The organism is Urinicoccus massiliensis, assembly GCF_900120405.1.
GTDB lineage: Bacteria > Bacillota > Clostridia > Tissierellales > Peptoniphilaceae > Urinicoccus > Urinicoccus massiliensis.
This window is the reverse complement of record NZ_LT635492.1, coordinates 463,856-484,311: the sequence shown is the minus strand read 5'-3', so window position 1 is coordinate 484,311 and position 20,456 is coordinate 463,856. Positions and strand designations below refer to the sequence as shown.

Below are 20,456 nucleotides of genomic sequence, written 5' to 3'. Positions count from 1 at the left end.
AGGAATGAAAAAGATGAAAAAGAATCTGATGGTTTTGCTGGCGGGTCTTCTCTTATTCCCAGTAAATGTACATGCCCAATGGATTAGGCCCAACCACTTTGTCAACCAGAAGGGAGCCCAAAGGGTTGCAGAAATTAAAAGGTTCCAAGCCCAAAACAACCTGGTTGTTACTGGGGGCTTGAACAAGGAAACAAAAAACATGCTCTACAATCAGGACCTCCGAGCCCGGGATGTAGTGAAAAATCCACCAAGTCAAGGCTATTGGATTGTTGTAAATAAGACCCGGCTCTTCTTGACCCTCTACAAGGGAGACCAGGTTGCCGGAAAGTATCCCGTTTGCCTGGGCACCAGCCGGACCTCTACCCCATCGGGTAAGGGGAAAATTCAAAGTCGCCATGTGAACCCTGCTTGGGGAGGAATGAATGGGAAATATAAGGCCATTGGAGCCAATGATCCTAGAAACCCTCTAGGAGAACGCTGGATGGGCTTAAACCTTCCTGGCAAAAGTGGCTATGGGATCCACGGAACCATTAAGCCCCACCAAATCGGGACCTATTCCAGCAACGGCTGCATCCGCATGTACAATTATGATATTGAAAATTTTGTCTACCCCAGGATGACCCTAGGGGCCCCCGTTTGGATTGGAACAGATGCTGAATTGGCTAACATGGGTATCCTGCAGGTTATTGAAAAGGGAGCAAGCCAGGCTCAAAATCAAGAGACTCCAGTGGAAAAAGAAGTTAGCCCCAAGGCCATGAGCCTATATTAAGAACTTTTTAGGGCTTGAAAGAATTCATAATATTTTCTTTAGATTCAACTTGATTTTATCAGATAAAGTGGTATATAATGATTCCATTCTATTCAATTTTGGAAGGAGGCCTTAATCTTGATGCCCAATTTGTCATGCAAGAGCCACTGGAGCCACTGGGTCCACACTACAGACTCCAAACCCATGAGAAGAATCCGTCTGTAAGTTAGCCGAATAATCAGAATACAGAGGAGGAAAATCATGTTAAAAAAATTATTTACTTTATTATTAGTTGCAGTAATGATTGTAAGTGTTGGTGCCTGTGGAAAGAAAGAGTCCACTGGAGACTCATCTCAAGGACCGACCCTAGCGAAAATAAAAAAAGAGGGAAAATTAGTTCTCGGAACAAGTGCAGACTATCCACCCTATGAATGGATTTCTAAGGACAAGGATGGCCAAACCAAGATTATTGGAGCCGATGTTGCCTTGGCTCAAGCCATTGCTGATGAGCTGGGGGTTGAATTGGTAGTACAAGACATGCAATTTAACGCCATTATCCCATCTTTAAAATCTGGAGAAGTAGATATTGGACTGGCCGGAATCGTAGACAACGAAGAACGTCGTGAAGTTGTGGATTTTTCAGATTCTTACTTTGCCGGTGACCAAGGAATCCTGGTTCGTAAGACCGACGCAAAAAAATATACATCCAAGGAAAGTCTAAAGGGAGCAAAAATAGCGGCACAAATTGGGACAACTCAAGATGAATTGGCTAAAACCATTGAAGGCGCAGACTATGAAGGGATGACCAACCAAAACAATATTGTTTTAGAGTTGAAGAACCAAACCATTGATGTAATGGTTGTGGCAGGCCCTCCAGGACGTCAATTTGCAAGCCTAAACTCAGACCTTGTCTACCAAGATATTGGCTTTGAAGACGAAGGAAAAATGTCAGTGGCTGTGGCCAAGGGCAACGAAGATTTAATTGCAATCATCAACAAGGTCATTGGGAATTGGACCAAGGAAGGTAAAATGGATGCAGAAATTGCAAAATATACTGACCTGTCCAGCAAAGAAGTCGAAGAATTACAATAAAACTCCCGTTAGGGAGTTTTTCATTTAAGGAGGAAGCATGGACTTTATACAAAAGCGAGTCTTGTTCATTAGCAAATATTGGCAGGACTATGCCAACGGATTAAAAATAACCTTAATTCTGTCTATTATTGGGGTTTTTTTTGGGGCTTTAATTGGAACCCTCTTGGCCCTGGGACGGCGGAGCAAAAATCCATTTTTAAATAAGCTTTCCTCGGGAATTGTAGAAATCATCCGTGGAACTCCTTTAATTGTGCAAATTACCCTATTTGTTTATTCCTTCCTAAATATTATTCCGCCGGAATTCACCTTTTTAAGAAATAAGATTTTTCTAGCCTCTATCCCCATGTGCTTAAATTCAGGGGCCTATATCTCTGAAATCATCCGGGCGGGTATCCAAAGTATTGACTCGGGACAAAGTGAGGCAGCCCGGTCCCTGGGTATGAATGAGCGACAAACCATGATCTACATCATCCTGCCCCAGGCTGTGAAGAATATCTTGCCGGCTCTGGGAAATGAATTTGTCACCCTCATTAAGGAGTCGGCTGTTGTCTCCATTGTAGCCCTCCACGATATGATGTACTATGCAGAAGCCATCCGGGGAGCCACCTTTAAGGCCTTTGAACCCTATTTTTATGTGGCCGTTATCTACTTTGTCTTAACCTACAGTCTGACAAAGCTCTTGCAACAATTTGAAAGGAGGCTCCACCGCAATGATCGTGACTAATAAAATCAGCAAATATTTTGGGGACCACAAGGTCCTGGATGAAATTTCAGAGGAAATTCAAGACGGGGAAGTGGTGGTTATCATTGGTCCCAGCGGGTCAGGGAAGTCCACCTTCCTACGGTGCTTAAATGGCTTGGAAGAAGTAACATCGGGGTCTATCCTGATAGATGGGCAAGATATTACCCAGCCGGATGTCAATATCAACCAAGTCCGGGAAAATTTGGGTATGGTTTTTCAACACTTTAACCTCTTTCCCCACAAGACTGTTTTGGAAAATTTAATCCTGGCGCCCAAGCTTGTCAAAGACAAGGACGCCAAAGAAAAAGCCCTCCGTCTCCTGGAACGGGTGGGTCTTTTGGACAAGAAGGATGCCTATCCATCATCCCTGTCCGGGGGACAAAAACAAAGGATTGCCATTGTCCGAGCCCTATGCATGGACCCCAAGGTGATGCTTTTTGATGAACCAACATCTGCCCTGGACCCTGAAATGGTTGGGGAAGTTTTGGAAGTTATGAAGGACCTGGCCCACCAGGGAATGACCATGGTCTTGGTAACTCATGAAATGGGCTTTGCCAAGGAAGTGGGAGACCGGATCCTCTTTATGGACAAGGGACAAATTATAGAAGAGGGGAGACCGGAAGACCTCTTTAATAACCCCAAGGAAGAAAGAACCCGGGACTTTTTGTCCAAGGTGTTAAGTTAAAATGTATTCAGGAAAGAGTGAGAGCAATCTCACTCTTTTTCCATGCTGGAAAAGGAAAGGGGAATTTACCTAGGGCCAAGAGGAGAAAAGACCTGACAACTTTCAAAAGGAACTTGTAAGCAAGGGGCTGGGAAAAATTAAGGAATCTATTTTGCCTAGCTACTTTTTTATTTGGCCTATTTCGGATATAATAGATAAGAATGAAGATTTCAAAGGGGTGAATTATGATTGTTTCAATCGTTCTGGCAGCAGGCGAAGGGACACGAATGAAGTCGGACCTACCCAAGGTATTGCATCGAATTGCAGGTAAACCCTTGGTAGACTATGTTATTCGTAGTGCCAAGGAAGCCGGCGCAGAAGAAACAGTAGTTGTTGTGGGCCACAAGGCAGACTTGGTCAATGAGGCATTAAAAGATAAGGGGGTTCTTATCCGGCAGCAACCAATGTCTGCAGATGTCCCCTATGGGACGGGTTTTGCTGTCATGCAAGCCCTAGATTGTTTTAAAGATGACGATGTCGTGGTGGTTTTAACTGGGGACACTCCTTTAATTAAGGGGGAAACCTTAAAGGGCTTTATTGACTTCCACAAGACCAATCACTATGAGGCCTGTGTTCTAACTGCAAACTTAAAGAATCCTAAGGGCTATGGGCGGATTGTACGTGAAGAAAATTCCAGTATCGGTAAGATTGTGGAAGAAAAGGATGCTTCCATCAAGGAACAGGCTATTCACGAAGTCAATTCTGGAATTTTTACCTTTCAAGGGGGAGCCTTACGGCATGCCTTAAAGTATTTGGAAACGGACAATGCCCAAGGGGAATTGTATCTAACCGATGTCATTAAGATTCTCAATGAAGGGGGGCACAAGGTTGGGGGCTACACCCTAAAAGATGCCCATGAAATGTTGGGAATCAATTCCCGCATCCAGCTAGCCCATGTAGAGGGCTTGATTCGGAAGCGGATTAATGAGCGCCACATGCTAAATGGGGTCTCCTTCTTAGATCCTGGGTCCACTATTGTGGAAGATGATGTGGAAATCGGTCAAGACACAATTATTTATCCAGGAGTTGTCTTGGCAGGTAAGACCAAGATTGGAAGTCACTGTGTCCTATATGGGTCCACCCGGATTGTAGATTCGACTATTGGGGACCATGTGATTTTGGATAATGTCTTGATTGAAGAATCCATTGTCCATAACCATGTAAAACTTGGGCCCTATGCCCACTTAAGACCCAAGTCGGAAATCAAAGACCATGTGAAAATCGGAAACTTTGTAGAGGTAAAAAATGCCAGTCTTGGGGAAGGAACCAAGGCCGGCCACCTGGCCTATATTGGAGATGCCAGTGTGGGAGACGATGTAAACATCGGTTGTGGAACAATTTTTGTCAATTACAATGGCCTGGAAAAATTCCATACAAATGTGGGTGACCATGCCTTTATAGGGTCTAATTCAAACCTGGTAGCACCGGTAGACGTGGAAGACTATGGCTATATTGCCGCTGGATCCACCATTACCAAGACGGTGGAGGAGGGTCAATTGGCCATTGAAAGAGGAAAGCAAAAGAACATTGACCATTGGGCAGAGAGAATGGGCATGAAAAAAGATGAGGGGGTTCAAAAATGAGTCAAAATTATGGAGATATCATCGTATTTACAGGAAATTCAAATGATTCCTTGGTGGAGTTAATTTGTGAAAACTTGGGAATTGAAGAAGGGGATTGCGAAGTTCGTCAATTTTCAGATGGAGAAATCAACATCAACATTGGAGAAACCGTTCGGGGCAAAGACGTCTTTGTCATCCAGTCCACATCCAGCCCGGTAAATGATAATTTAATGGAATTATTAATCCTCATGGACGCCCTAAAGAGGGCTTCTGCCGGCCGGATTAATGCCGTGATTCCCTACTATGGCTATGCAAGACAAGACCGCAAGACCAAGGCCAGAGAACCCATTACATCAAAACTGGTAGCCGACCTCATTACGGTAGCTGGAGCAGACCGACTTGTTTGTATGGACCTGCATGCTGGTCAAATCCAAGGATATTTTGACATTCCTGTGGACCACCTCAGTGCCATTCCCTACCTGGCAGACTACTTTAAGGACATGGTCAAGGAAGAAGACTTTGTGGTTGTTAGTCCAGACCTAGGCGGGGTAACCCGGGCTCGTAATTTCTCCAACCACCTAAACCTTCCCATTGCCATTATTGAAAAGAGACGGCCTAGACCCAATGTCAGTGAGGTTATGAACATCATTGGAGACATCGAAGGGAAAAACTGTATCCTCATTGACGATATTGTAGATACAGCAGGAACCATCTGCCAAGCAGCCCAAGCCCTTCAAGACCGGGGAGCCAAGAAAGTCTATGGTTGCGCAACCCATGGCGTATTGTCTGGACCGGCCCTAGATCGCTTGGAAAATTCTGTTTTGGAAAAATTTATTATTACAGACACCATTGAACTGCCGGAAGAAAAACGAGGCCATTCTATTGATGTCGTCAGCGTTGCCAAGGTTTTTGCAGATGCCATTTCCAGGATCAATGCCAACGCATCTGTTAGTGCCATGTTTGATTAAGGTGCCCTGTGAAAGTTATTGTTGGCTTAGGAAATCCCGGGAAGGAATATGAAAATACCCGGCACAATGTAGGCTTTAACGTGATTGACCTTTTGTCCCAAGCCCTGTCCATCCCTGTAAACAAGGCTAAGTGCAAGGGGCTTTACGGCCAAGGGACCCGGAATGGAGAAAAAATCTTTTTGCTAAAACCTCAAACTTATATGAACAAGAGTGGGGAATGTGTTCAAGAGTTTATTCGCTATTTTAATATTCCCATCCAAGATGTCTTGGTTTTGGTGGATGATATTGACATTGACTTTACTGAAATTAAAATCAAGGCCAAGGGGTCAGCAGGGACCCACAATGGTTTAAAGTCCATTATTGCTATGACAGGGTCCCAGGACTTTCCCCGCCTGAAAATTGGCGTGGGGAAAAAGCATCCGGGAGAAGACCTGGCGAATTTTGTCCTGGGTCGCTTTCCCCGGGACCAACAAGAAGAAATGGGCCAGTGTCTTGACCGGGCTGCTGAAGCCGGGATAGCCATCTTGGACCATGGGGTTGCTTACGGAATGAATCACTTTAATGGAAAAGCAAAAGAGCTCAAGTCTTAAGACTTGAGCTTTTGAAGTGGAGGAAAGATGGATTTTTTTATTGAATGCATGGAAAAGACAAGTTCATACCAAGAGCTAAGGACCGGCATTCAGGAGAAGAAATTTCCCCTTATGCCCTATGGCCTGGTGGATGGGGCCTATGAACACCTCTTGGCCAGCCTTGCTCAAGACCTGGATCAAGCCTTTTTGGTCTTGTGTCCCGACGTCTTTTCTGCTCGAAAATTTTATGAAAGTATCAAACATATGGGGGAAGAGTCTGTTTACTTGCTTCCCTATCGGGAATATTTTTATTTTACCAGCCTGTCCTCCAACCAATCCGACAAGGGAGAGGGCCTGGAGGCCCTAAAGGCTCTTTTGGAAGGCAGGTGCAAGGTCCTGGTTACCAGCATTGAAAACCTGCAAAAGAAATTTATGGCACCAGATCGGATGAAGAAGGCTTCTTTTTCCCTTGAAGTGGGAGATGACCTTGACCTGGAAGACCTCTTGGCAAGGCTTGTAGCCCTTGGCTATGAGCGGGTGGACCAAGTAGAAGGCCCGGGACAATTTTCTAATCGGGGAGGGATTGTAGACCTCTTTACTTATGAAAAAAATCCCATCCGGATAGAATTTTTTGATACGGAAGTGGACTCCATACGAACTTTTGATGTAGCCAGTCAACGGTCCATTGCCAGTATAAATCGGATAGATCTTGTCCCCTATGGGGAATTTATCTTCAAGGCCGGGGAAAAAGAAGCCATTGTAAAAAGGGCTAAAAAAGACCTGGAAGGAGAAAATATCTCGGACCGGAGCCTAGAAAAATTCCAGCCCTACTTTGAAGAATTTTTAGAAAGCAACCAGGTATCCAACATGGACCTCCTCTTGCCCTACTTGGGGAAGGCTTCCTATGCTAGTATCCTGGACTACTTTCAAAGTCCACCCCTGGTTTTTGTCAAGGACCTCCACCAGGCCCTGCAAAATTTGGACCAAAAGGCCCAAAAAAACCTGGAAGATTTGACAGAAATGCTCCAACTAGGAGAGGTTTTAAAGGGACACCTAAGCCTAGTTAAGACCAGGGAAGATGCCCTGAAGGTCTTAAAGGGTCAAGACCTGGTCCTCTTTCAAGGAGTCATCTCCTCTTTGGAGGGAGTCAGAGTTAAGAAAAAAATTCCCTTTGACCTAAAGGCTACAGTCCAATACAAGGGCAGGATGGACCTCTTTTTAGAAGAAATCCAAGGCCATGCCACAAAAAAGACCCGGGTCATTATTTTTGGAGGAGACGACAATAGGTGTCGGGACCTGGTGGACTATTTAACCAGCAACCACCTGGCCGTTTCCTACCTGGAAGACCGCCAGCAGGAAGCCAAGGATGGGATTATCATCACGCCGGGGTCTCTTGTTTCTGGTTATGAGTACCCCAAGGAAGGCTATGTCATCTACAACCATGGAGAAATCTATGGACAGGGGAAGAAGAAAAAGAAAAAGTCTAAAAAGGGCAAGGCCTTAAACTTTGAAGACTTAAAAATTGGTGACTATGTGGTCCATGAGGCCCATGGGATTGGTCAATATGTCGGCACCAAGCAATTGGAAATCCAAGGAACCATAAAGGACTATATTAAAATTTCCTACCGGGGAGGCGATAATCTCTTCCTACCCATGGACCAATTAAGCATCATCCATAAGTTTATCGGCAAGGAGGGCCAACCGCCCAAGATAAACCGCCTAAACAGCCCCGAGTGGAACCGGACCAAGCTCAAGGCAAGAAAAGCTGTGGAGGTCATGGCAGAGGACTTGATCCAACTCTATGCCAAGAGGGAAGAGGCCAAGGGCTTTAAATTTTCCAAGGATGATAGTTGGCAAAGAGAATTTGAAGACGCCTTTGAATATGAGCCCACAGAAGGACAGTTGGAAGCTGCTAAGGAAATCAAAAGAGATATGCAGTCTAACCGGCCCATGGACCGGCTCTTATGTGCTGATGTGGGTTATGGAAAGACGGAGGTGGCTTTAAGGGCAGCCTTTAAAGCCATTTTAGACGACAAGCAGGTGGCCTTTTTGGTTCCCACTACCATCCTGGCCCAGCAACACTACAATACGGCCCTTAAAAGGTTTCAAGACTTTCCTGTAGACCTGACGGTCCTGTCCAGGTTCCGAACGGCCAACCAGCAAAAACAGGACCTGAAAAAATTAAAGGCCGGGCAGCTCAACCTGGTTATTGGGACCCACAGGCTCCTATCCAAAGACGTCCACTTTAAGGACCTGGGCCTTTTAATTGTCGATGAAGAGCAACGTTTTGGAGTCCGCCACAAAGAAGCCCTGAGAATGTTAAAGGAAAATGTAGACACCTTGACCTTGACAGCAACGCCCATTCCCAGGACCCTGCAAATGTCCATGGTGGGCATTCGGGATATGAGCGTCATTGAAGAACCACCCCAAGAGAGGTTTCCTGTTCAAACCTATGTAGTGGAACAAAATGACTACATGGTTCGGGAGGCCATCTTGAAGGAAATTGAACGAGGAGGCCAGGTCTATATTGTTTATAACCGGGTAGCCACTATGGAATCCAAGCTTAGACAGCTTAAAGACCTGGTGCCTGAAGCTCGGTTTGCCATTGCCAATGGGCAAATGAGTGAAAGTCAACTGGAAGATACCATGCTGGACTTTGTCAATGGAGAGGTAGACGTCCTCTTGTGTTCCACCATTATAGAAACAGGCATGGATGTAAAAAATGCCAATACCATGATTGTCTATAATTCCAACCACTTGGGCCTATCCCAACTCTACCAACTAAGGGGGCGGATTGGTCGAAGTAACCGGATTGCCTATTGCTATTTAACCTATGAAAAAGACGTCAGCATGAGCCAAGTGGCAGAAAAAAGACTTCAGGCCATTAAGGAATTTACAGAATTCGGATCCGGCTTTAAAATTGCCCTTCGAGATTTGGAAATTCGTGGGTCTGGGTCGATTTTAGGCAGTAAACAGTCCGGCCACATTGATGCCATTGGCTACGATCTTTATGTTAAATACTTGAAAGAGGCCATTGCCCAGCTTAGGGGAGAGGCCCCGCAAGAAAAAATAGAGACCAGCATTGAATTAAATGTAGATTCCTACATTGAACCATCCTATATTCAAGACCCCTCCCAAAGAATGGAAATTTATAAAAAAATTGCTATGGTGGAGAGCGAAGAAGACTTTGAAGACTTGATGGATGAACTGATTGACCGCTTTGGAGACCCTTCCAAGAAGTTAATTAGCCTCTTAAGAATCAGCTGGTATCGAAATGTCAGTGGCCAGTATGGAATTGAAAGCATCAGCCAAAAGGGGCAAGATATCCAAATTAATTTTGCCCAGGGAGAAAAATTGGACCTGGCTGTAGTCAATGAATTAAAGCAAAAGTATCGTGACCAGGTGACCTTTTCCCTATCTGGAGCCAATTACATTCACTTTAAAAGGGTCAAGGACCCCCTTTTATTGGTTGAAGATAGCTTAAAAACTCTTAAAAAACAGAAAAATTTCACATAAAGTTCATAGAATATTGTATAATGAATACTATAACTGAAGAAGATGAAGAAAGGATGTTATTAGATGAAGCATAAAGCAGTAAAATTAGTAACAGGTGCCCTACTTTTATCCTTGTTGGTAACAGGATGCGGGAAAAAACCAGCAGGAGTGGCAGCTACCGTAGGCGGACAAGATATTCCCATGGAAGCATACCAAACAGAATATTGGATGCAAAGAAACTATATTGTCCAACAATATGGAGATAAATACCTGGAAGAAAATGTAGTCCAAGGTCAAGATAAGACAGTAGACACAGCCTTGAAGGAAATGGTCTTGAAAAACTTGGAACAATTGGAAATGATTCGCCAAGAAGCCAAGGATGCCGGCATTGAAATTAAAGATGAAGACGTCAACAAGGTTCTGGACAACATGAAAAAACAATATGGTGGAGAAGAAGCCTTCCAAAAAGCCCTAAAAGCAGAGGGAATGACTGAAGACTATTTAAAGAAGAATATTAGAAACTCCCTGTTAATGGAAAAATATTCTGCCCACCTCCAAGACACCATTAAGGTTTCAGATGATGAAGTGAAAAAATACTATGACAAGCACAAGGATGAATTGGCCCAAGTAGATGCTTCTCACATCCTGGTTAAGTCCGAAGATTTGGCCAAGAAAATCAAAAAAGAACTGGACAATGGGGCCAAGTTCGAAGACCTGGCTAAAAAGTATTCCACAGACACCTCCAACAAGGACAATGGAGGGGCCCTAGGCTACTTTGGCAAGGGACAAATGGTCAAGGAATTTGATGACAAGGTCTTTTCCATGAAAAAGGGTGAAATTTCTGATCCCGTTAAGACGGAATTTGGCTACCATATTATCAAGGTTAACGACATCAAGGATTCTCTAGAATCCATGAAAGACTCCTTGGCCCAAAAAGTGAAGTCAGAAAAAGTTCAAGAAAACATGAAGAAGATTGAAAGCAAGAAAAAAGTTAAAGAATATGTCGACTTTAAAGATGACGTGGAATTACCCAAGGGCATGAAAAAAGTGACAAAAGATGACAAGGCCAAAGACCAAGGCCAAAATCAAACCACAAAAAAAGAAGATAAAAAAGAAGATAAAAAAGAAGATCAATAAGTCAAAGAGGGCCGGAGTTTCCGGTCTTCTTTTTTGACTTTTAAAATAAAAAAGAATAAATTGACTGGAAAAAGCAAGGAAAATAAGGCTTTGGGATAAAATTTTATAGAAAAATACTGAAAAGAGGCTTTTCATCTAGACAAACGGTCTATAATCTAGTAAAATACATACTTGTTAGGGGGTTCGAATTGGGAAAAATATATATTGTGGGTCTTGGACCATCGGATGCAGACCAGCTAACCAAAAAAGCCCTGGAAGCCATCCACAGTGGCCGGAAGAACTTTCTTCGCACAGACCAACATGAAAGTGTAAACTATTTTAAAGACAATGAGATTCCCTATCTAAGTTTTGATGGTCTCTACCAAAAGCTAGATTCTTTTGATCAAATCTATACCAGGATCTATCAAGAGCTAATCCAAGCTGCGGAAAAAGAAGATATCAACTACCTGGTACCTGGAAGTCCAATGATTGCTGAAAAGACAGTAAAAATGCTCTTGGACAAGCTAGAACCGGACCAATATGAAGTCATCCAAGGCTTAAGTTTTCTGGAACCGGTGTTTACCCTTTGCCAGCTGGATCCTGTAGAGGGATTTATCCTGGTGGACGGGGACAATTTTCACTGGACGGACTTTAATCCCCACTTGGAGAACTTGGTTACCCAGGTTTATAATGCGCGGATTTTAGCTGACTTAAAGCTGTCCCTAGGAGAAATTTATGGAGATGACCATGAAGTTTTTCTAGTCAGCGATGCAGGCTTAAAGTCTCAGAAAGTGGACCGGGTGAAGGTTCATGTCCTGGACCGGTGTCAGGCTTCTTACCAAACCAGTCTCTTGGTCCCAAAATTGGCCCAGAAGAAAAATTGGCAAGACCTGGCCAAGGTTATGGAAGAGCTTCGGGGACGCCATGGCTGCCCCTGGGACTTGGAACAAACCCATGAAAGCATCTGTCCTGATATGATTGAAGAATCCTATGAGGCTGTGGATGCCATAAAAAGTGGCGATTTAGACCAAATGGTTGAGGAGCTGGGGGATGTTTTATTTCAAGTTTACTTCCACAGCCAAATTGCCTATGAAGAAGGGGAGTTTAACCTCTATGATATTTGGACCCAGGTGACCAACAAACTTATCCATCGTCATCCCCATGTTTTTGACCAAGAAAAGTATGATGAAGGAAATTGGGATCGGATTAAAGACCAGAGTCGAGGCTTTAAGACCTTTGCTCAGCGTCTAGAAGATATCCGAGGGCTACCAGCCCTAATGCGGGCGCAAAAAATAACCCATCAAACCGGTAAAATTGGATTTTTTTGGAAGGATGCCCAAGAGGTTTTTTCCTGTGCCCAAGAAGAAATGGACGAACTAGCCCAAGCCTTGGCAGAAGGAGATTCCAACCACATCCAAGAAGAAATTGGAGATGTATTTTACAGTTTGGTCAACTTGTGCTATGCTTTAAATTACACAGCAGAAGACATTATGCACCAGGCCTGTAAAAAAATAATTCATCGACTGGCTAAAATGGAAGAATTGGCGATGAAGGATCAATTGGATTTTCAACACCTAGATTTCAACCAGTTAGAAAACTATTGGAAGCTAGTGAAGAAAATAGAAAAATAATGCATTATTTTAGGAGGAAAATCATGAACAAATCTGAATTAGTAGCAAGCATTGCTGAAAGTGCTAACCTAACCAAAAAAGATGCTGAAAACGCATTAAACGGCTTTTTATCCGCTGTAGAAGGTGCACTTTCTAAGGGAGAAAAAGTTCAATTAGTTGGCTTTGGAACTTTCGAAGTACGTCAAAGAAAAGCTCGCGAAGGACGTAACCCAAGAAATCCAGAAGAAGTCATTAAGATTCCAGCAAGTAAGGCACCTGTTTTCCGCGCAGGAAAAGCTTTAAAAGAATCTGTAAATAAGTAAAAAAAAGCACTTGCCTAGCAAGTGCTTTTTTCATAAGGAAAAGTTATGCGAATTGATAAATTTTTAAAAATATCCAGGTTGATTAAGAGAAGGACTGTAGCCAAGGAGGCCTGTGAAGGGGGCCGGATCAAGATTAATGATAAGACGGCAAAGCCTGGCGACGATGTTAAAATTGGCGATATCATTGAAATCTCTCTGGGCCAAGGAGACTTTAAGTGTCGGGTTGTGGACCTAAGAGAACATGTTGGGAAAAATGAGGCCCAATCCTTGTACGAAAGTCTTTAAATGACTTGAATATTCCCATTAAACGTGTGATAATAGACTTGAATGGGTGATAGGATGAAAAATTCAAAAAAAGGAATTTTTTTGCTGGCCTTTAGCCTAGTCGTTTGTATAGGACTTACATATCGAGTATATACATCGAGTAATTTACGCTATGACCGGTCAAAACAAATTGTCAAAAACAAGGAAAATATCCAAGGACTCAAGAGTGAAATTAAGAACATTCACTCTGAAATTAAAGAGTCCAATTCAATGGATTATGTCGAACAAGTTGCGCGTGAAGATTTAGGAATGGTAAAACCCAGGGAGATTATCTTTGTTGACGAAGGGGCCAAGGCTCCCAGTCAGGAAAGTCAAGTGGAAGAAGGAGGAAAATAAAGCTTGTCAGTTAAAGTAAATGAGATTGTTGAAGGTGTAGTGACAGGAATCACCAATTTTGGTGCTTTTGTTCAAATTGATGAAGAAACCAGTGGCCTTGTCCATATTTCTGAAATATCGGATGAATATGTGGAAAAGACATCGGACTTTTTAGAAAGGGGTCAAAAGGTCAAGGTAAAGGTGGTCAATATTGACAAGGATGGAAAAATTGGTCTGTCCATTAAAAAAGCCCAACCTCCTAAAAGCAATAATAAGCCCGTGGATATCAATTGGCTGAAGAAGGATAGTCAAAAAGATCTTTCCTTTGAAGATAAGATGGCCAAGTTCTTAAAAGAAAGCAACGAAAAAATTGAGTCTGTTCGACAAAGAAATAATAGTCGCGGCAATGGAAAATGGAGAAAGTAAAGAAAAAGTGATAGTTCGCTATCACTTTTTCTATTCGAGGGAAAAATGAAAAAAGTCATTGATGAAATTTTATCCCGGGGCTGGCTAAAAGAAGGCAGCCGTTTGGTGGCGGGAGTATCTGGCGGGGCAGATTCCATGGCCTTGGCCTGTATCCTATATGACCTAAAAGAATACTTGTCTTATGACCTGGTTATTATGCACATCCACCACGGCTTAAGAGGCCCGGAGGCAGACCGGGATTTAAATTTTGTCAGGGCTTGGGCCCGGGACCACCAACTTCCCTTTGTGGAAAAACATGTCAAGATGGACCAATATGCCCAGGACCACAAGTTGTCCCAGGAAGAAGCCGGTCGAATTTTACGAAGACGGGCCCTTTTGGACCAGGCGGGAAAAGATGGTCTAGTGGCCTTGGCCCACAGCCAGGATGACCAGGCGGAAACTGTCCTACATAGGATTATTCGGGGAACAGGGCCTGATGGTCTCCAGGCCATGGTGGAAAAAAATGGCCCCATCCTCCGGCCCCTTTTAAGGGTTTCCAGGAGGGAGATTTTAGCATTTTTAAGAAAAAGGGGTCAGGACTATTGTCTTGATTCTACAAACTTGGAAGATGATTATACGAGAAACTATATCCGCCACCATATTTTAAAGGAATTAAAGGTTTTAAATCCGCAAATTAAAGCCTCTTTGGCCCGGTTAGCAGACCTTGCAGCCCTGGACAAGGCCTATTTTCAAGAAGAAGTTCAAGGACTTTACCATAATTTAGTCCAGGAGGGGCCGGACTATGGTCTTTTAGGAATCCAGGACCTTAAAAAACTCCCGCCAGCTTTACGCTTTCGCCTCTATCGAGAAGTTTGCAACGCTTATGCGAGCCAGGGGATGAAGGACCTGGCCTACAAGCACTTGCTGGCCATAGACCAGCTCTTGACCCTGCCATCTGGCAAGGGGATTGACATCCATGGCCTACGGATTGAAAGAACTTATGACCAGGTCATTTTTTTCCAGGAAAAAATCTACCAGCCCTACAAGCTCCGAGAGGGAGACCAGGTTTGTGACTTTGGATCTTATTCTGTCAAGCTTATTGACCAGGAGGGGACCAGGGGGCTTCCCTGGCAAGAGGGAGAAGAACTCTGGCTTCGGCCTTGGAAAAAGGGGGACCGAATCCTCCTAGGAGGGAAAAGGGTCAAGGTCAAGGAAATTTTTCAAGAAAAGAAAATTCCCAGACCCCTAAGAGAGCGGATGCCTGTTTTAGTGGGTGAAGAGATTTATGCAGTGGCCGGTTGTTATAGTGACCATTGGGTGAAAGATGGTCCAAGGATACTTATTAGGAGAAAAAATCAATGAAACACGAATTAGAAGATGATATTTTAGATGTTTTAGTATCAAAGGAAGAAATTCAACAATGTACCCAGGAACTTGCAGATAGGCTTACAGAAGACTACAAGGGAAGACGGCCTCTTTTAATTGGGATTTTAAAGGGAGCTTGCCCCTTCTTGTGTGACCTGATGCAAGCCATGCCCATTGACATTAGCCTGGACTTTATGTCTGTTTCAAGCTATGGGGCCAGCTCTTCCTCTACAGGGGAGGTTCGGATTTTAAAAGACTTAGACACCAGTGTCCAGGACCGAGAAATTATCATTGTTGAAGACATTATTGACTCGGGCAATACCCTCTTTTATTTAAAAAATCTCCTCTTGAGTCGGGGGGCCAAGTCTGTTGAATTGGTGACTCTTTTAAATAAACCCGACCGCCGGACTAGGGATATTGAGGTTAAATACATTGGCAAATCCATTCCGGACCACTTTGTGGTAGGTTATGGCCTGGACTTTAATGAAACCTACCGGAACCTCCCCTACATTGGAATTTTAAAACCTGAAGTATATTCATAAGAAGTCCGGCCGGATGGACCGGACCCAAGCACTGGATTCCGATATTGAAGCTCTTAAAGAAAGTATGCTATAATAGAAAATATTGGAAAAGTAAGGAGGAAGACGATTGAAAAGAAGGTTTAGTGGGGTGAGTTTTTATCTTGTCCTGCTCTTAATGTTACTAATGGCCTATAGGTTTATCAGTCCTCCCAGACAAGCTGTACCTGAGATGGACTACAACACTATGGTTACCAGCATTCAAAATGGAGATGTAAAATCCATAGAAATTCATAATCGAATTGTCCGTGGGGTTACCAAGGAGGACAAGTCCTTCCAATCCATTATACCGGAAGGGGCTGAAGACTCATTTTACAATAAATATGTCCAACCGCAAGTGGAAAAGGCAAGTTTAAAGGTAACGGGGATTCCTGAAGAAACCACCTCTAAGTGGATTTCAATCTTGCCCAGCCTACTCCTGGTAGGGGTGATGGTTTTTTTCTGGTTCGTCTTTATGCAAAACGCCCAAGGGGGTGGCGGCGGCCGGATGATGAATTTCGGCAAGAGCAAGGCCAAGCAATTAAAGGACGACGAAATGAACCATGTCACCTTTGCAGATGTGGCTGGACTCCATGAAGAAAAAGAAGAATTAGAAGAAATTGTTGATTTCTTAAAGAACCCAAGAAAATTTGTTAAAATGGGCGCCCGCATTCCCAAGGGCGTTTTAATGGTGGGGCCTCCGGGAACCGGTAAAACCTACTTGTCCAAGGCAGTAGCCGGAGAAGCAAAAGTTCCCTTCTTCACCATCAGTGGGTCGGATTTTGTTGAAATGTTTGTAGGGGTTGGAGCCAGCCGGGTTCGGGACCTCTTTCAAAACGCAAAGAAGATGGCCCCCTGTATTATCTTTATCGATGAAATTGATGCCGTAGGTCGCATTCGGGGCGCCGGCGTTGGCGGTGGCCACGACGAAAGAGAACAAACCCTCAACCAGCTTTTAGTTGAAATGGATGGGTTTGGCACCAACGAAGGAGTTATTGTCATGGCGGCCACCAACCGGGCGGACATCTTAGACCCGGCCCTTTTAAGGCCTGGTCGATTTGACCGGACTGTCACTGTAGGTAGGCCGGACATTCGGGGACGAGAAGAAATTTTAAATATTCACGCCCGAAAAAAACCCCTGGCCCAAGATGTAGACCTAAAAGTTGTGGCCAAAAGAACACCGGGCTTTACTCCGGCAGACCTGGAAAACTTGATGAATGAAGCGGCCCTACTAGCTGCCCGCTTCAATAAGTCCTCCATAGACATGGATGACATTGAAGAAGCAAGCATCAAGGTCCAAGCTGGACCGGCCAAAAAGTCCAAGGTGGTTTCAGAAAAAGAAAGAAAGTTAACAGCAGTCCACGAAGCGGGCCATGCTGTAGTTTCTAGACTATTGCCCAACCACGATCCTGTCCATATGATTACCATCATTCCCAGAGGGGCAGCTGGTGGTTTTACCGCCTATCTTCCAGATGAAGACCAAAGCTTTATGACCAAGGGACAAATGGAAGAACACCTGGTATCCTTATTAGGAGGACGGGTTGCAGAATCTTTAGTCCTGGATGATATTTCCACTGGGGCCAGCAATGATATTGAACGGGCTACCAAAATTGCCCGGGCCATGGTAACCCAATATGGGATGACCAAGGAGCTAGGAACCATTACCTATGGTACAGATGACGAGCAAGTCTTTATGGGTCGCGACTTTAGCCGGGGACGCCATTTCTCTGATGAAACGGCCAGCATGATTGACCGGCAAGTACGGGCCATTATTGACCATGCCTATACCACCTGTGAAAACCTCTTAAAGGAAAATATGGATAAACTCCTAAGAGTGTCCGAGGCCTTGTTGGAAAGAGAAACCATCAATCGAAAAGAATTTGAAGACCTGTTTTTAGGTCAAGCCCAACCCAGTTACGACCCTGATAAGGGAGACATTTTTAAGGAAGAAGATATTTCTGAAAGAGCCAAGGAAGCTCTCAAGGAAAGTGAAAAAAAGTCTGCCGATAAGCTGGCTGGAGAAGACAATAAAGAAGACTAAAAAACACGCCTAGGCGTGTTTTTGTTTTTCTATAAAAATCAAGAAAGGGAGATGACCATGTTAATAGAAGAAATTTTTCAAGAAATCGACCAACGAAAAGATGAAATGATTCAACATAGGCGCCATATTCACCACAATGCCGAAGTGTCTTTTAAGGAAAAAGAAACAGCGGCCTATATTGTCAATTATTACAAGGGGAAGGATGTAGAAGTTACAAAAAATATGGGAGGTTACGGTCTCCGGGTCCTTATTGACAGCGGGAAAGCTGGAAAGACCATTGCCTTAAGGGCAGACTTTGACGCTCTCCCTATCCAGGAAGAAACAGGTCTAGACTTTGCTTCAAAAAATCCAGGAGTCATGCATGCCTGTGGCCATGATGCCCACACAGCCTACCTTATGGTCTTGGCAGATATTCTTTTAGAAAAGAAAGACCAGCTTAAGGGAAAAATCGTCATTATCCACCAACATGCAGAAGAAGCCCCTCCAGGAGGAGCCAAGCAAATGATTGAAGCTGGGGTCTTGGAGGGGGTAGACAATGTCTTTGGCATCCACGTCATGTCTGCCATGGACTTTGGTAGCATCCAATACCACAAGGGCAATACCCAAACCGGTCGGGCAAAATTTACCATCAAATTTCAAGGCAAGGGTGGGCATGGGTCCATGCCCCACCAGGCTAATGACTCTATTGTAGCGGCCTCTTATTTTGTCACAGTCCTTCAAACCATTATCTCCCGCCGCCTATCTCCCTTTGAAAATGGTGTGGTAACCATTGGATCCTTTGCCGGAGAGGGAAGCTTTAATATTATCAAGGACTCGGTTACCGTTATGGGAGATGTCCGGGCCATGGCTGATGAAACAAAGGATAAAATTGAAGCAGAAGTTAAACGCATCGCCAAGGGGGTTGGACTTACCTTTAACATGGATGTGGACATTGACTATGTCAACGACTATCCTGTCCTCTACAATGATCCGGCCATGACCCAACTTGTGGTGGATGCAATAACAGAAGCAAAAATTCCTGGAGTAGTGGATATTTCAGATGGAGGACCCCAGCCACCCTCAGAAGATTTTTCCTACTATGCTGCAGAAAGACCCTCCTGTTTTTTCTATGTAGGAGCCCACAAAGAGGATGCCCCCTATCCCCACCACCATCCCAAGTTTGATATTCGGGAAGATGCCATGGTTATTGCAGCCAAGGCCATGGCTGCCGTTAGTCTAAAATATTTACTGGAAGACTAGGGAATTCAGTTTATAAAAAATTTTTATTTAAATAAATTAGAAATTCAGCAAGCTTTGATGACAATAAAAAACACCCATAAGTTCTAGCAATTCCGCCTAGATTCTAGGAGGAAGGTTAGAGGCTTATGGGTGGTTTTTTAGAATTGGTCCATGCCGGAGAAACCAAGGAAGAGTAAAAGGCCTCCAACTAGGACGATTCCTACAATAATACTGAGCATATGCAACCTACTTTCCGGACTTTAATTTTTCTTTACAGTCGGGACATAGGCCAGTTAATTCAAACACATGGCCTGTAATATCAAAACCAGTATCCTTACGGATGTAGTTATCAAAGGCATCCATGGGACAATTTTCTAAAGCGGCCACCTTACCACACTTGGAACAGACAATATAGTGGCGGTGTTCACCGGAATTATATTGGTAGTACATAATCCCGTTTTGGTAAAGCGTCGACTTTAAAAGTCCTTTTTGAGATAGCTGGTTCAAGATACGATAGACAGTGGATAAACTGGAACATATCTCACGAGGAACCAAGTCATAGACTTGTTCGGCTTTCATAGGCTCATCTTTTCTTTTTTCCATGAGCCTTAGGACCTCTTTACGACCTTTCGTGACCTTTAGGCCATTTTTTCGTAAGAGATCCTCTAACAGATTTTCTGTCATATTAAATTACCTCCTTAGTGAAATCACTATAACTATATTATAAAACAAATAATAATCTTTTGCAATCTCTTTATAAAAGGAAATTGTCCAAAAGCTGGGTCCATGTTACAATAAGGGGGGAGGTATCTAAATGAAAAAAACAAATGCAATGCGAAAACTTGAAGAGTTAAAAATCGACTACCAGGCCATTGAGTATGATGCAAATACGGAGGTGGATGGAGAGGTCATTGCCAGTGTTGTTCATGAAGATCCAAAACATGTATATAAAACATTAGTGATTGAAGGGGTCCAAGACCATGCCTATTATGTTTTTTGCATCCCGGTGAATGACCACTTGGACTTAAAAAAAGCAGCTCGGCTTACTGGGGAAAAGAAGCTAGATATGCTGGCTATGAAAGACCTGCGGGCTGTGACAGGTTACATCCGCGGGGGAGTCAGTCCCCTGGGGATGAAGAAGGACTTTCCAACCTTTGTTCAAGAAATCCAGGAGGGTCCTATTTGTATTAGTGCTGGTAAAAAGGGAATGCAAATTAAGCTGGATCCAAGAGAGCTGGTGGAAAAATGCGGCTTTACTTGGGGGGATATTGTAAAGGAGTAG

20 protein-coding genes are annotated in these 20,456 nt (G+C 43.8%); 19 read left to right on the top strand and 1 reads right to left on the bottom strand.

Annotation, left to right across the window (positions count from 1 at the left end):
- The first annotated feature begins 4 nt into the window (after positions 1–4).
- The 18 genes from BQ7400_RS02710 to BQ7400_RS02625 all read left to right on the top strand — a co-directional run bounded on the left by BQ7400_RS02710 (position 5) and on the right by BQ7400_RS02625 (position 19,195).
- Positions 5–769, top strand: a complete 765-nt coding sequence (locus tag BQ7400_RS02710) for a L,D-transpeptidase (protein ID WP_072469383.1) — start codon at positions 5–7, stop codon at positions 767–769.
- A 240-nt stretch (positions 770–1,009) separates the two neighbouring features.
- Positions 1,010–1,840 (top strand): transporter substrate-binding domain-containing protein, encoded by an 831-nt coding sequence (locus BQ7400_RS02705; protein ID WP_034438947.1) that lies wholly within the window; start codon positions 1,010–1,012, stop codon positions 1,838–1,840.
- A 37-nt stretch (positions 1,841–1,877) separates the two neighbouring features.
- Complete coding sequence (locus BQ7400_RS02700; RefSeq protein ID WP_034438950.1) at positions 1,878–2,564, top strand: amino acid ABC transporter permease; 687 nt, start codon at positions 1,878–1,880, stop codon at positions 2,562–2,564.
- Positions 2,551–3,267: an amino acid ABC transporter ATP-binding protein gene (locus BQ7400_RS02695; protein ID WP_072469382.1), complete on the top strand. Its 717-nt coding sequence runs from the start codon at positions 2,551–2,553 to the stop codon at positions 3,265–3,267. Before BQ7400_RS02700 ends, BQ7400_RS02695 begins: the two co-directional genes overlap by 14 nt.
- Before the next feature lie 224 nt (positions 3,268–3,491).
- The gene (gene glmU / locus BQ7400_RS02690; protein WP_034438954.1) at positions 3,492–4,889 is read left to right on the top strand and encodes a bifunctional UDP-N-acetylglucosamine diphosphorylase/glucosamine-1-phosphate N-acetyltransferase GlmU; all 1,398 of its coding nucleotides are present in this window, start codon (positions 3,492–3,494) and stop codon (positions 4,887–4,889) included.
- Positions 4,886–5,836 carry a ribose-phosphate diphosphokinase gene (locus BQ7400_RS02685; RefSeq protein WP_072469381.1) on the top strand — a complete coding sequence of 317 codons (951 nt, stop codon included), beginning with the start codon at positions 4,886–4,888 and terminating at the stop codon, positions 5,834–5,836. The genes glmU and BQ7400_RS02685 overlap by 4 nt, the downstream gene beginning before the upstream one ends.
- Before the next feature lie 8 nt (positions 5,837–5,844).
- Positions 5,845–6,426, top strand: a complete 582-nt coding sequence (pth, locus tag BQ7400_RS02680) for an aminoacyl-tRNA hydrolase (protein ID WP_072469380.1) — start codon at positions 5,845–5,847, stop codon at positions 6,424–6,426.
- Between the two features lie 27 nt (positions 6,427–6,453).
- A complete protein-coding gene (gene mfd, locus BQ7400_RS02675) occupies positions 6,454–9,921 on the top strand; it encodes a transcription-repair coupling factor (protein ID WP_072469379.1) in 3,468 nt (1,155 codons plus the stop codon).
- A gap of 63 nt (positions 9,922–9,984) precedes the next feature.
- Positions 9,985–11,037, top strand: coding sequence for a peptidylprolyl isomerase (locus BQ7400_RS10560; RefSeq protein WP_072469378.1), 1,053 nt, complete (start codon positions 9,985–9,987; stop codon positions 11,035–11,037).
- Between the two features lie 188 nt (positions 11,038–11,225).
- Entirely contained in the window at positions 11,226–12,647 is a 1,422-nt protein-coding gene (gene mazG / locus BQ7400_RS02665) for a nucleoside triphosphate pyrophosphohydrolase (RefSeq protein ID WP_072469377.1), read from the top strand.
- Between the two features lie 23 nt (positions 12,648–12,670).
- The gene (locus BQ7400_RS02660; RefSeq protein ID WP_009430487.1) at positions 12,671–12,949 is read left to right on the top strand and encodes an HU family DNA-binding protein; all 279 of its coding nucleotides are present in this window, start codon (positions 12,671–12,673) and stop codon (positions 12,947–12,949) included.
- Positions 12,950–12,994: 45 nt separating this feature from the next.
- Entirely contained in the window at positions 12,995–13,234 is a 240-nt protein-coding gene (locus tag BQ7400_RS02655; protein ID WP_072469376.1) for an RNA-binding S4 domain-containing protein, read from the top strand.
- Between the two features lie 54 nt (positions 13,235–13,288).
- Positions 13,289–13,609, top strand: coding sequence for an FtsB family cell division protein (locus BQ7400_RS02650; protein WP_052099099.1), 321 nt, complete (start codon positions 13,289–13,291; stop codon positions 13,607–13,609).
- Between the two features lie 3 nt (positions 13,610–13,612).
- Positions 13,613–14,014, top strand: coding sequence for a S1 RNA-binding domain-containing protein (locus BQ7400_RS02645; protein ID WP_034438962.1), 402 nt, complete (start codon positions 13,613–13,615; stop codon positions 14,012–14,014).
- Positions 14,015–14,059: 45 nt separating this feature from the next.
- On the top strand, positions 14,060–15,355 hold the full coding sequence (gene tilS, locus BQ7400_RS02640; RefSeq protein ID WP_072469375.1) for a tRNA lysidine(34) synthetase TilS: 1,296 nt from the start codon (positions 14,060–14,062) through the stop codon (positions 15,353–15,355).
- Positions 15,352–15,900, top strand: coding sequence for a hypoxanthine phosphoribosyltransferase (gene hpt / locus BQ7400_RS02635; protein WP_072469374.1), 549 nt, complete (start codon positions 15,352–15,354; stop codon positions 15,898–15,900). The genes tilS and hpt overlap by 4 nt, the downstream gene beginning before the upstream one ends.
- A 106-nt stretch (positions 15,901–16,006) precedes the next feature.
- Positions 16,007–17,956: an ATP-dependent zinc metalloprotease FtsH gene (ftsH, locus tag BQ7400_RS02630; protein WP_072469373.1), complete on the top strand. Its 1,950-nt coding sequence runs from the start codon at positions 16,007–16,009 to the stop codon at positions 17,954–17,956.
- A 57-nt stretch (positions 17,957–18,013) separates the two neighbouring features.
- Entirely contained in the window at positions 18,014–19,195 is a 1,182-nt protein-coding gene (locus BQ7400_RS02625; protein WP_072469372.1) for an amidohydrolase, read from the top strand.
- A 225-nt stretch (positions 19,196–19,420) separates the two neighbouring features.
- Here the strand turns inward: BQ7400_RS02625 and BQ7400_RS02620 are convergent, their stop codons facing one another.
- Complete coding sequence (locus BQ7400_RS02620) at positions 19,421–19,858, bottom strand: Fur family transcriptional regulator (protein WP_034438971.1); 438 nt, start codon at positions 19,856–19,858, stop codon at positions 19,421–19,423.
- 130 nt (positions 19,859–19,988) lie between these two features.
- Here BQ7400_RS02620 and ybaK point away from each other — a divergent pair, with 130 nt between their 5' ends.
- Complete coding sequence (gene ybaK, locus BQ7400_RS02615; RefSeq protein ID WP_072469371.1) at positions 19,989–20,456, top strand: Cys-tRNA(Pro) deacylase; 468 nt, start codon at positions 19,989–19,991, stop codon at positions 20,454–20,456.